Annotated in this window: 11 protein-coding genes; 8 read left to right on the top strand and 3 right to left on the bottom strand. The window is 54.6% G+C overall.

The genetic code is table 11. The features are described 5' to 3' along the window. Positions 1 to 34 precede the first annotated feature (34 nt). Both M0220_RS02755 and M0220_RS02750 read right to left on the bottom strand, forming a co-directional pair. On the bottom strand, positions 35 to 1075 hold the full coding sequence (locus M0220_RS02755; RefSeq protein WP_264018606.1) for a lysylphosphatidylglycerol synthase transmembrane domain-containing protein: 1041 nt from the start codon (positions 1073 to 1075) through the stop codon (positions 35 to 37). Further along, a complete protein-coding gene (locus tag M0220_RS02750) occupies positions 1053 to 2171 on the bottom strand; it encodes a glycosyltransferase family 4 protein (RefSeq protein WP_264018605.1) in 1119 nt (372 codons plus the stop codon). Before M0220_RS02750 ends, M0220_RS02755 begins: the two co-directional genes overlap by 23 nt. Positions 2172 to 2462: 291 nt before the next feature. Here M0220_RS02750 and M0220_RS02745 point away from each other — a divergent pair, with 291 nt between their 5' ends. Then, complete coding sequence (locus M0220_RS02745) at positions 2463 to 2879, top strand: CopG family transcriptional regulator (protein ID WP_030070136.1); 417 nt, start codon at positions 2463 to 2465, stop codon at positions 2877 to 2879. Positions 2880 to 2917: 38 nt separating this feature from the next. After that, on the top strand, positions 2918 to 4054 hold the full coding sequence (locus M0220_RS02740; protein ID WP_264018604.1) for an extracellular catalytic domain type 1 short-chain-length polyhydroxyalkanoate depolymerase: 1137 nt from the start codon (positions 2918 to 2920) through the stop codon (positions 4052 to 4054). Between the two features lie 141 nt (positions 4055 to 4195). Here the strand turns inward: M0220_RS02740 and M0220_RS02735 are convergent, their stop codons facing one another. Continuing rightward, positions 4196 to 6136: an exoribonuclease II gene (locus M0220_RS02735; RefSeq protein WP_264019192.1), complete on the bottom strand. Its 1941-nt coding sequence runs from the start codon at positions 6134 to 6136 to the stop codon at positions 4196 to 4198. Positions 6137 to 6332: 196 nt separating this feature from the next. Here M0220_RS02735 and M0220_RS02730 point away from each other — a divergent pair, with 196 nt between their 5' ends. The 6 genes from M0220_RS02730 (at position 6333) to M0220_RS02705 (ending at position 12761) form a co-directional block, all read left to right on the top strand. Next, positions 6333 to 7130, top strand: coding sequence for a Cof-type HAD-IIB family hydrolase (locus tag M0220_RS02730; RefSeq protein ID WP_030070139.1), 798 nt, complete (start codon positions 6333 to 6335; stop codon positions 7128 to 7130). Positions 7131 to 7250: 120 nt separating this feature from the next. Next, positions 7251 to 7976: a response regulator gene (locus tag M0220_RS02725; protein WP_030070140.1), complete on the top strand. Its 726-nt coding sequence runs from the start codon at positions 7251 to 7253 to the stop codon at positions 7974 to 7976. Next, on the top strand, positions 7973 to 9445 hold the full coding sequence (locus tag M0220_RS02720) for an ATP-binding protein (protein ID WP_264018603.1): 1473 nt from the start codon (positions 7973 to 7975) through the stop codon (positions 9443 to 9445). Before M0220_RS02725 ends, M0220_RS02720 begins: the two co-directional genes overlap by 4 nt. A gap of 154 nt (positions 9446 to 9599) precedes the next feature. After that, complete coding sequence (locus M0220_RS02715) at positions 9600 to 10895, top strand: ABC transporter substrate-binding protein (RefSeq protein WP_030070142.1); 1296 nt, start codon at positions 9600 to 9602, stop codon at positions 10893 to 10895. 80 nt (positions 10896 to 10975) lie between these two features. Continuing rightward, entirely contained in the window at positions 10976 to 11890 is a 915-nt protein-coding gene (locus tag M0220_RS02710) for a carbohydrate ABC transporter permease (RefSeq protein ID WP_030070143.1), read from the top strand. Then, positions 11883 to 12761 (top strand): carbohydrate ABC transporter permease, encoded by an 879-nt coding sequence (locus M0220_RS02705; protein WP_030070144.1) that lies wholly within the window; start codon positions 11883 to 11885, stop codon positions 12759 to 12761. The genes M0220_RS02710 and M0220_RS02705 overlap by 8 nt, the downstream gene beginning before the upstream one ends. Positions 12762 to 12850 lie beyond the last annotated feature (89 nt).

The following is a 12850-nucleotide window of genomic DNA, read 5'->3' as shown; positions in this document are numbered from 1 at the left end:
GCCTTTCAAGGCGCCCTTATTCATTGGTGCATGGTTAACTTTTTGATGTTTTAGTGTCGGTTTTTTGGCGCAGCATTCGGTAACTGTAAAGAATAAAGAGAGGCGCCCCTACTGCCAAATAAAGGTGGTAGCTCACCAGTCGCCACACTAAGACGGCTGCTGCGGCCTGCTCACGCTCCATTAAGGGTAGCAACAAACTGCCAACCCCCACTTCAGCAGCTCCTGCGCCGCCGGGAAGAAAGCTAAGCTGGCTAGCCGCCATGGCCAGCATTTGGGTTAAAAATGTCCACATCCAATCGGCATGGCCACCCACGCCTAGCACCGCTATATAGAGCAAGCTATAGCGCATTAACCAATGCGCTGTGGTTAGCAGCATCATCGCGAGTAGTGTTGTGCGTGGAAGTGCGAGGGTGGCTTTGAGTGCATGTCGGCATCGTAATAAACGGCGTGTCAGCCAGCGCCGTCGATAACGGCTTGGCCAGACTGCTATAACGCCGCCTGTACGCAGCAGGCTTGGCAAATAGTACATAACAACACTGACCAGCGTAGCCATGAATGCTAAACCGACGAGCGCCCACTGTACTAGGGACTGATGCGGCCACTGGGTGTCGCTAACCAGTGAAAAAAGCACCAAGCCGCTCAGCATGGCGAGAAAGAACAGCAAGTCGCAGCCCTGATCAATCAAGAACACTGCCGCCCCTTTGGCGGGAGGGAAGCCGCGCTGTGCGAGTAGTAACAGCAGAGTAGCTGCGCCGCCACTCCCTCCTGGTGTAGCGCATAGTGCAAACTTAGACGCTAGCTCGATCCCCAGTGCGCCACGTTGGCCGAGTTTACCCGCTCGGCCGTCTAGCATTAGTCGCAGTCTTGTTGCATTCAGGTTCCAACACAGAAACGCCAGTAGCAGCATTAACAGCACTAACTCGAAAGGAAACTGTTTAATACGCTGCAGCGCCTCAACGCCGCCTAGCCAAGTGGTAAGCACTAGTGGGATTAAGAGCGCCCCAGCCAGCATAAAACCATGCAGCGGGCGAAAACGTAGCAGCCGTTGAGGCTTAGTGGTGGTGGGCGAGGGCATTGGGCCGTTCAATATTGCAAAGGTCGATGTAGTGCTCAAGTAGTGACTGGATAACGTTATCCCAACTGAACAGACGTTCGACATAATGACGGGCATAACGGCCGCTGGCGACAATATCGTTGCTGAACAGGGCTGTGCAAGCTTCAGCCATGGCGCTTGGGTCGAGGGGTTGGCACAGTATGCCTGCGCCTAGCGGCACATTTTCAGCCAGCGCACCGGCTCTTGCTCCTACAACAGGAATACCGCATGCCATCGCTTCTTGAGCGATTAGACCAAATGTTTCGCGGGTGCCTGCATGCAGCAGGGCATCGCTACTGGCCAGTGCTTTCGCCACCTCGTGCGCGCCACAGCAGCGATCCACGACAGTGACATTGTTGGGTACCTGATGGGGCATGCCAGGCCCCATCAGCAATAAATGATAATGGCTGCCGAGTTGGCGCATCGTTGCAAGTAGCACATCAATATTTTTCTCGCGGGAATTACGTCCCACAAAGATCAGCAGTTTTTTATCACTGGGTATACCCATGCCTTGACGGAAAGAGGGGTCACGCTGCTGGGGGTGGAAATGGTTTAAATCGACCCCTAATGGCTGTACGCGAACGTTATCGACTCCCCACTCTCTTAAGCGATTCGCCATAGCGTTACAGGGGGCTAACACGCTATCAAATTGGCAGTAGAGGTCTTTGACATAGCGCGTTAAGCGTTTCTCAACGTAGCGGCCAAAGCGATCCCCCATTAAGCGCGGAAGATCTGAGTGATAAAACCCTACCACCGGCACCCCAAGCTTTTGTCCCGCCGCGAGAGCCGCCCACGCCGTTACATAGGGGTCACCCGCCTCGATAAGGTCTGGCTTAAGATCAATCAACGCATTACGCCAGTGTGACCCTCTCAGTGGGAACCGATACCCCTGACCCAAGGGGAGGTGCAATGCGGGTAAGGTGTGGTGATCGCCAAGACTATCTCGCTCCGATCCTGGCACCAGCAAGCTGGTACGCAGGTGGGGAGTTCCAGATAAAACACGGTGCTTGGCTTGTAAATAGGTGCGTACACCGCCGCTAGCGGGGGCATAAAACATCGTCACATCTGCGATGTGCAAGCGAACCTCCAAATCCAAAAAGCGTCACTGTTTCACCATAAGGGAGAAATAAGTCAATTCAGCGACAGCTTAGCTAGGTCGTTGATTACCCGCTCATCTGTGTTAACTCCCCATCAAACTGCATGCTGTTGAAACGCTTTCGCTCGTCTCATTGCTTGACACATGTCGTGGGAAGATTAATATAACATCCATATGGATGGTGTATGGAGTTATTTTGGATGTATTTGCAGGTATTTTAAAATGGTTTTGAGCTACTCTTGCCTGGAGAGTGGGCGCAACGAGGAATGATACATGAGCGTGCATGAACTACGCCGTAAGTCCGGCGATTCCAGCGAAAAAATCACCATTAACCTTGGGGTGGTCGACCTGGGGCAAATCGACTTGCTGGTTCAAGAGGGGTTTTATTCAAACCGTACTGACCTAATACGCACGGCCATTCGTAACCAATTGGCGACACATGCTGAAGTGGTTAAGCAAACCATAACCCGCAAGGCGTTCGTACTAGGGCTTGAACACTACACTCGAGGGGACTTGGAGGCGCTGCAGTCGGCAGGCGAAAAACTGCAGATTCAAGTGCTGGGGATGGCCAGCATTGCTGACGATGTAACGCCAGAGCTTGCCCGTGCCACAATTGAATCGGTGGTAGTGCTAGGTGCCCTACATGCTAGCAAAGCGGTGAAGGCCGCGTTGGCAGACCGAACTCACTGAATGACTTTTAACCGCTAAGCGGCAGTAGGATGTTAACCATGATTGGCGCCACCATGAATAAGCGAATGGAAGAAGCGACGCGGCTGACGCGCGCAGGCAAGTTGCATGAAGCCATGGCACTTCTCCAGGGCGCAATACCTGAGTCGAATGGGGAAGAAGCGCCAGTCAAGCCCTACCAGGGTGGCAATATCTTTGAGGGAACCTGTGAGGTTGTCGACGAAGACGGTACTGTATCGAAATCAAGGCCAACATCGAGAGCCTCATCGTCTGCATGTGGTCACGGCCGGAAAGCCAGCGCGGGCGCGTTTACGGCTGGGCGTTTTTCTAATCATGTTGGCTCGCGTGATTACAAGCTGTATATCCCCAGTGGCTATAAGGGGCAGGCATTACCGCTAGTGGTTATGCTGCACGGCTGCACACAGAATCCCGATGACTTTGCGGCTGGAACCAGCATGAATCAGCTGGCTGATACGCAGCAATTCTGCGTGCTCTATCCTGCTCAGCCGATCAGTGCTAATCACTCGAAATGCTGGAACTGGTTCAAAGCGGAAGACCAGCAGCGCGAAGGAGGAGAGCCTTCGATTCTAGCGGGTATGGCTCGCCACGTTATTGATACGCATGGGCTCGATGCGAGCCGAGTTTACGTGGCAGGGCTCTCGGCGGGGGCGGCCATGGCGACGACGCTGGCGATGACCTATCCGGATCTGTTTGCAGCGGTAGGTGTTCACTCTGGGCTGCCCCACGGTGTCGCAAAAAGCCTTCCCGACGCGCTGAGTGTTATGCAAGGAGGCACAGGGCCACTTGGTAATAGGGGTAAAAAGCCAGAGGCCGAATGGGCATCAGATGTGCCCGCTATTATCTTTCATGGCGACCGCGACACCACCGTGCACCCCAATAATGCGGATCGTGTTGCCGCCCAATACGGTGCATTGCGTCCAGCAGAGGGTGCCTATAAGCCAACGGTAGAGAAGGGAAAAGCTGCCAATGGTCATGCCTACACGCGTACCACGCATTATGATTCAGCGGGCAAGCCACGCCTGGAGCAGTGGAAGATCCATGGAGCAGGCCACGCCTGGTCCGGGGGGAGCGTGGAGGGTAGCTATACAGATCCTAAAGGCCCTAATGCCACGCAGGAAATGCTGCGCTTTTTCGTGCAGCATCAGCAGCCTAGCTAAAGGTAATGGGTTTTTATTGCCTGGCAAAAACAACAACGGCGCCTTTAGGGCGCCGTTGTTGTTTACCTAACCAGTTATTTAGCCGGTTTTCTAACAAGTTTCTATAATTAGTTTATATAGAAGGTTTATATATAGAAGGTTTTACGCCGTCGGCTTTGCTACCAGCGAACGGGTTTCTTCGCGGGCTTCTGTTAGCGCAACGCGCACGTTGTCACCTAACTTGTAGCGCTCTTCGCCTTCAATCTGAATGCGGCCCTCTTTGTCATCAATGACCACTTTGGTTCGATCACTGTGCATCAGCGGAGCGGGTACGAAGGCGGTAGCACCATTTTCCAGCAGGCGTACTCGCATGCCGCCACGATTGATCGCCATGATCTCCGCATCGAAGGCGTCCTGGTTCTGAGCGGCCGGCGTTAAGTAGCGTACGTAGAGCCAATCTTTTACGTCGCGCTCTGCCATACGGTTCAGGCGGCGACGCTCAGTGAGCTGCTCAGTGAGCTGCTGGCTGGCTTCCGCAGGCGCCTGTTCACCTTTAAGCACGCGCTTAATCAAGCGGTGGTTGACCATGTCGCCGTACTTACGAATAGGCGAGGTCCAGGTGGCGTAAGCCGGTAACCCTAGGCCGAAGTGCGGGCCAGGTTGAGCCGACATGCTGGTGAAGCCTTGGAAGCGACGCAGACGTGCGTCCAGCCAGGCATCATCACGGCTTTCAAGGGCACGCTTTAGCTCTTTGTAGTGGGCCAGTTCAGTCAGTGCTTCCTGGGCGACCTCGATTTCCTGAGTTGCCAAGAATTCTTGGGCAGATTCGGCTTTTTCAGGCTCAAAGGCGCGGTGTACATTAAAGATACCGTGGCCGATATGCTTGGCGAGGAAATCCGCACAGCACGCGTTGGCGGCAATCATCGACTCTTCAATCATGCGGTTGGCGATGCGGCGATCTTCGGTGCGAATGCCCAGTACGTTGCCTGCCTCGTCCAGGTCGAAAACGTAGTCCGGACGATCTTTAAATACCAGGGCATGCTCGTTGCGCCAAGCGGTCCGTGCCTCAGTCAAATCACGCAGTGCTTTAAGCTGCTCAGCGATATTGTCGGCGGGAGCCCAGTCACCTTGACCTTCAATCCAGTCGGAAACGCGGTCATAAACTAGTTTGGCGTGAGATTTTACGTTAGCCGCAAAAAAGCGGTAATCACCCAGGCTGCCGTCGGCATTAATATCTAACGAGCAAGCAAGGGCAGGGCGTTCTTGGCCTTCCCATAGCGAGCAAAGGTCGTCCGCCAGCTGTTCCGGTAGCATCGTTACGTTCTGGCCGGGTAGGTAGACCGTGAAAGCACGGGTACGCGCTTCAAGGTCGGCCGCATGGCCTTCTTCAACGTAGGCCGTTGGGTCAGCGATGGCAACGCTCAGTCGCCAACCGCCGCTTTCCAGCGCTTCTACGTGTAGCGCGTCGTCCATATCGCGAGTTTTTTCACCATCGATGGTGAAGAAGGGCTGCGCGGTGAGGTCTTCACGGGTCAAACCCTCATCATGCAGTGGCCATTCGGTGCCGGCGTCTGGGCACTCCTGTTCCAGCGCATGGCGGGCGAGAGTGACGCGCCACGGAACGGTGGGATCATCGGACTTAGCCACCAGTTCGTCAATTTGTGTGAAAAAGCCGCGATCATTCTCTTTCAGCGGGTGGCGTACCAGCCGCGCGACAACCCAGTCGCCATCAGCAATGGTCGCTTCATCCAGGCTGTTCTTGATGCGCGCCTTTAGCACGTTGCGAATCGACGGATGGTCGGGCACAACAGCTAAACGGTCTTCGCGCTTCTGAACACGGGCAACAAAGCGGTCAAGCCCAGCTTCAATCAGCTTTTCAGGCTCAACGGACTTTTTATCGCCGTTTTCATGAATCACTGCCTCGACGCGGTCGCCGTGCAGTACCTGCTTCATGGCGGGGGGCGGCACGAAATAGGATTCACCGCTATCGGTTTCAAGAAAACCGAATCCTTTTTCGGTGGCTTTAATCACCCCTTCAGCGCGTGGGGTGGTGTCACGGATCTGTTGCTTAAGCTGGGCAAGCAATGAGTTGTTTTGCAGCATGTGTTCAATCAGTTGGCGAGAGTAGCCTGCCACTATACGGATTCCTAAAGGCTGCGCCAATTATCCCCTGAAGGAAGTCGGGCCGCCATTGGCAGGTCAATGACTTACCCGTGCCTAGCTAAATCGGTTAAGCTCGAAAATAAACATAAAATCCCACTTCTTCCTAGCCTCTCTACTTTTTAAAAAGGAGTGCACCATGACATCACGCCTTATCGTTTCCGACCTTGACGGTACGCTGTTAGGCAGCGACCACCGGCTGCATGAAAGCACGATTGAGGTGTTGAGGGCGCTTGTAATGCAAGGCCATCATGTTGCGCTGGCTTCTGGCCGCCACTATCACGATATGCGGGTGTTTCGCGATCAGTTGGATATCCCGATCCATTTGATCAGTACCAACGGGGCGTATACTCATGACCCCGCTGGCACGCTGTTGAGCGCGACGCATCTTGAACCAGCCCATGCCGAAACACTTATTCAGTTGCCGCGCCCGCCCCAGGTGCGGCTCAGCCTTTACCGCGAAAACGGTTGGCATGTCGATGCCGAGGCACCACATCTACTGTCATTACATGCGTCGACCGGCTTTACTTATGAGGTCGTGCCGCCGGAAGAGATGGATGCCAAGGGGGTTGGTAAAGTGCTCTATCTGGGTGACCCAGATTCATTAGCGCAACTGGAAGTTCAGGCCCATCAAGCACATGGGCAGGGGTTGCATATTACTTACTCCACTGCGGACGCTCTGGAAATTATGGCCGGTGGCGTCAATAAAGGCGTGGCCTTAACGGCGCTGCTGGAAACGTTAAAGCTGACACCAGCAGAGTGTTTGGCCTTTGGCGATAACCTAAACGACATTGAAATGCTTAACCTGGCAGGTGAGGCTCAGGTAATGGCCAATGCTCACCCGGCGCTATTTGATCGTATAAAGGGGGCTGAACGTATCGGCCACCATGGCGAAGCAGCCGTTGCCGAGTGGCTGAAGCAGCGCTTTGGGCTGTAACAAACGCTTCGCGCTGCCACCTTGGTCGATGGCCGCTTGCGATAGGGTGGCCACTCCACCATCATCTAGCCCCGACAACGATAATAACGAGTGATAATAACCCAGGGGCGCTTTGCTACTATGACTACCACGCCTGCTACCTTGATGGTCGTTGATGACGACTTGGAAATCCGCGAACTACTGGCAGACTATTTAGGGCGTCACGGTTATCACGTGTTGACCGCCGACGGGGCGGATTCGCTTTATCAGCAGCTGGCCAAGCAAACGCCAGACTTGTTGATTGTTGACGTTATGATGCCGGGAGATGATGGTTTTACCATCTGCCGAGAGCTGCGCAAAACCAGCGACATACCGATTATTATGCTCACTGCCAGTGCCGATGATACCGACCGTGTGTTGGGGCTCGAATTAGGCGCTGATGACTATATGGCTAAGCCTTTCAATCCTCGTGAGTTGCTGGCGCGGATTAAAGCGGTACTGCGCCGTGCTAGGCCTGTCGCAACTGTTGCGTCAGCCCAAGAGGCCCGCTGGGTGCGCTTTGGTGACTGGCAGCTTGACCGCATGACCCGCGAACTGATCGACCGAGAAGGCATTCGTACGGCACTTTCTGGCGCAGATTACCAACTTCTGCAGGTGTTTTTGGAACGGCCAGCCACGGTTATTACCCGCGATGATCTCTATACATTGACCCGTGGCCGTGAAGCACCACCACTGGATCGATCGATTGACGTACACGTATGCCGTTTGCGCCAACGCCTGGGGGAAGATGCGCAGCACTCTCAGCTGATTCGTACCGTGCGTGGAGCTGGCTATGTGCTGACCGCCAGGGTTGAACCCGCTTCGTGAAAGGTGTAAAGCGCAAACTCGCCCGCTGGTTACCCAGCAGTCTACGCGGGCGCTTTGTCATCATCATGATTGCAGGTGTTCTGGCCGCTCAAGCGGCCAGCTATGCGCTATGGACTTCCCAGGTGCGGGCCAGCCAGCTGGAACAGTTAGATGAGCTTTCTAGCAATATGGCCTTTAGTATTGCTTCGACCATGCGGTTTTTCCGTTCGCTGCCGGTAGATTACCGGCACATTGTACTGGATCAGCTGCGTAGCATGGGGGGCACGCGCTTCTTCGTCAGCGTGAATGAGCGGCGTATTCCCGTCGAAGATATTGGCAGCGGCCCGGAAAAAGAGGTCGTGGTCGACAATGTACGCGCTATCTTGACCCAACAACTCTCCATCGACGATGTAGTGGTGGAGTTTTCCCGCCCGGAAACCTTGCGTGTCTTCAATAACGAAGTGCTGCTTTATGATTTACCACCCCGTTGGGGGCAGCACAGTTTGTTAATGGAGCCACTGTCTCCACCTATCTTAGTGGTGCAACTGGAGCTGGCCCCTGACACCTGGCTTTACGTGGCCACACTGCTGGGCGTACCGGATATTTTTAGCGGCTATCGCTGGCTGTCTGAAGAGCGTTTATTAGTTGGCGTGTTGGTGCTGCTCAGCGTGTTAGCGCTTTCCCTACTGGGCATTACCAGTGTGACCCGACCGTTGGCAAGGCTCTCAAAAGCGGCACGCCAGTTGGGCGATGACTTGGATAGTCCGCCACTCAAAGAGAGTGGCCCTAAAGAAGTGGCCGCCACTGCGGCGGCCTTTAACCGGATGCAGCAGCGTATTCGCGAACAGATTGATGAGCGCGAACGGCTGTTTTCGGCGATTTCCCATGATCTTAAAACCCCCATTACACGGTTGCGGCTGCGGGCTGAAATGCTCGATGACTCCGTCCAGCGTGAACGTTTTTGTGCCTCGCTTGATGAATTAAGCGAGCTGGTCAAAGGCGCACTGGCCTCGGTAAAAGGACTGGACCTGCATGAAGAGCCACAACCCACAGATCTTAACGCGCTGCTGTTGGAGATTGCCGAAGAGCTGCGTTTACATGGTGGAGAGGTATCTCTCTGTGGCAGCGTAGTACCACTGACCGTTAAGCCGCTGGCGCTAAAACGCTGCTTGGCAAACCTGCTTGAGAACGCGGTGTTTTATGGCCAGAAAGCAACCGTCACGCTGGAAGAGCAGGCGGGGATTGTGACGTTGCGCATTCATGATAATGGGCCAGGTATTGCTGATACGCAGCTTTCCCGAGTGTTTTCGCCTTTTGTGCGCCTGGAAGCCTCGCGAAGCCGCTACACCGGTGGCAGCGGCCTAGGGCTTGGCATTGCCAAGCATATTGCCCGCGCCCATGGGGGCGATATTGTCTTATCTAACCATTCAAAAGGGGGGCTGGTGGCCACGTTAACGCTACCACGCCAAACAAGTATTACAGGTTTGTAATAAACCACTAACACTAGTAACAAACTGCCAAGACTATGCAGGACTCGGTAACTCCCGTTGTGTGCCTGGGTGGCGTACTCTGCTGTGAGTCGTTTGATCGGCCATCAGTCGATACCACAGCGTATCAACACAATAAAAACAGCAGGAGCGAGCCATGCCCACTATTAATATGTCCGTTGTTGACCTGTCCACGTTTAAGAAGTCTGCGTTGGCGTTAGCCCTGGCGGCTGGCACCAGCATGGTGGCCAGCACTACCCATGCTAACGAAGTGGAAGTGCTGCACTGGTGGACCTCCGGCGGTGAAGCCCGGGCAGCTAATGTTCTTAAAGACTTAATGGAAGCCGAAGGCTATGGCTGGCAGGATTTTGCCGTGGCCGGTGGTGGGGGTGAAACCGCCATGACGGTACTTAAATCCCGAGCCATGTCCGGCAACCCGCCTTCCGCCGCGCAAATTAAAGGCCCTGAAATTCAGGAGTGGGGCGAGCTTGGTTTGCTGGGGGATTTAGACGACGTCGCCACCGCTGAAGGTTGGAACGACCTACTGCCCGAGAGTGTTGCCGATATTATGCGCTACGACAGCCACTATGTTGCCGTACCCGCGAACGTTCACCGCGTTAACTGGCTGTGGGCAAATCCTGAAGTGTTAGAAGCGGCAGGTGTTGAAATGCCTACTACGCTTGAGGAGCTATTTACCGCAGGTGAAGCCATTCGCGAGGCTGGTTTTGTACCGCTAGCCCATGGTGGCCAAGCGTGGCAAGACGCCACGGTGTTTGAAAGTGTCGTGCTGGGTAGTCAAGGCGCCGAATTTTATCAGCAAGCGCTGGTGGAGCTAGACCCTGAAGCTCTTGGTGGAGAGCAGATGATCGCCGCGCTAGAAGATTTTAAGCGCCTGCGCGAGTTGATGGATGAAGGCATGTCCGGCCGCGATTGGAACATTGCCACCGCCATGGTGATTGAAGGTGTTGCAGGTTTTCAGCTAATGGGCGACTGGGCAAAAGGGGAGTTCACTGCCGCAGGTCTTACGGCCGGTGAAGACTATCTGTGCGCTGCAGCTCCCGGCACTGAAGATGCGTTCACATTTAATATCGATAGCTTGGCTATGTTTCGTGTAACTGACGACGCCGAGCGCGATGCCCAGCAAACCCTGGCACGCTTAGTGTTAGAGCCGACCTTCCAAGAAGCCTTTAACCTTGCCAAAGGCTCCATTCCTGCCCGCCCCGATCTAGATATGAGTGAGTTCGATAGCTGTGCCCAACAGTCGCTTGCTGATTTCCAACGCACTGCTGATGAGGGTGGCCTGGTGCCCAGCATGGCTCACGGGATGGCGGTACGCGCGGATGTTCAGGGAGCGATCTTTGATGTCGTAACTAACTACTTCAACGATACCACTATGCCTGCCGATGAAGCCGCCCAACGGTTGGTGAGTGCGGCTGAAACCGCCTCTTTTTAAGCCCCACGTACTTTTAATAAGTGACGTAACAGCGCCGCCGCAACGGCGGCGCTAGCGGCTGACTGGCGAGGAATTATCTCATGAGCGAATCCACAACGCGTATACACGCGAGGCCAACGGCGTCTGGCTGGCTGCAAGCCTGGCTACCCCGTTTGGTGCTTGCACCCTCTGTTGCGGTGTCTCTGTTTTTTGTTTACGGCTTTATGCTGTGGACTTTTGTGTTGTCGCTAACTAGCTCGCGCATGCTACCAAGCTACGACTTTGTTGGTTTTGGCCAGTATTCGCGGCTGATGGCCAATGAACGTTGGTGGGTAGCCTCTACCAACCTGATGCTGTTTGGCGTGCTGTTTATTGTGATCTGTTTGGTGATTGGCGCGCTACTGGCAATTTTGCTGGATCAAAAAATTCGCCAAGAAGGCGCGCTGCGTACCATTTATCTCTACCCCATGGCGCTGTCGTTTATCGTCACCGGGGTGGTGTGGAAGTGGCTGCTGAATCCCCAGCTGGGTATCCAGGCGATGGTGCAAAGCTGGGGGTTTGAGTCATTTCGTTTTGATTGGATTGTTAACCCGGACATGGCCATCTACACCCTGGTAATTGCCGCGGTTTGGCAGGCATCAGGGTTTGTGATGGCGCTCTTTTTGGCGGGGCTGCGCGGTATCGATGACAGTATCGTCAAAGCCGCTCAGTTAGATGGTGCCAGCTTGCCGCGCATCTACTGGCGAGTAGTTATGCCTTGCCTGCGCCCAGTGGTGTTCAGCGCGGTGATGATTCTGGCCCATATTGCGATTAAGAGCTTTGATTTAGTGGTAGCGCTCACCGGTGGCGGGCCTGGCTACGCCACTGACCTACCGGCCACCTTTATGTACACCCATGCCTTTAATCGTGCCCAGATTGGGCTTGGCTCTGCCAGCGCCATGTTAATGCTCGGCGGTGTGCTGGCCATCCTGATTCCTTATCTTTATTCCGAATTAAGGAGCCGCAAACATGGCTAACGTGATTCGTCGGCAAACGCCTGCCGCACGGCTGTTGCGTGCTGTGCTTTATGGCGTACTTATCGTGGCGGGGCTGTTTTATATCCTGCCGCTGGTGGTCATGCTGATGACCTCTATCAAACCATTGAGTGAAATCAGCGCGGGGACGCTCCTGTCGCTGCCACAAAACCCAACCCTTGAACCCTGGGCAAAGGCTTGGGGAGAAGCGTGTACCGGTATGCGCTGTGAAGGTGTCGGCGGTTATTTTTGGAACTCCTTTGCGATTGTGATTCCTGCGGTGTTGATCTCCACCACGGTCGGGGCGCTAAACGGCTATGCGTTGACTAAATGGCGTTTTAAAGGCTCTGAGTTGGTCTTCGCCTTGATGCTATTTGGCTGCTTTATTCCGTTTCAGGTGGTGCTGCTACCCATGGCACAAACCCTGGGCTGGTTGGGGCTATCAAGCTCCCGTGCAGGGCTGATTTTGGTGCATGTGGTCTTTGGCATCGCCTTTACTACGCTGTTTTTTCGCAACTTCTATGTTGGTATTCCTAACGAACTGGTCTCGGCGGCGAAGCTTGATGGCGCGGGGTTCTTCCGCATTTTCTGGCGCATTTTATTGCCGGTTTCCGCGCCGATTATTGTGGTGTCGGTGATTTGGCAGTTCACCCAGATTTGGAACGACTTTCTGTTCGGCGTGGCGTTTTCTGCCCATAACACCCAGCCGGTGACGGTAGCGCTTAACAATCTGGTGAATACGTCCACCGGTGTGCGTGAGTACAACGTCGATATGGCCGCCGCAATGATTGCAGCACTGCCAACGCTGGTGGTGTATGTGCTGGCCGGAAAGTATTTCGTGCGCGGGCTGACGGCAGGCTCCGTGAAAGGCTAATAACAACTAAGTGAATGGCAGCAACCATTTCTAGACGGTCAGAAGCAGCCCTCGGCGGGGGCGCTGTGAACCCATCCATGGGCGCTACT

It is taken from the genome of Halomonas qinghailakensis (genome assembly GCF_025820815.1).
GTDB lineage: Bacteria > Pseudomonadota > Gammaproteobacteria > Pseudomonadales > Halomonadaceae > Vreelandella > Vreelandella qaidamensis.
The sequence above is the reverse complement of the archived record's forward strand: the minus strand, read 5'-3'. Positions and strand labels throughout refer to the sequence as shown.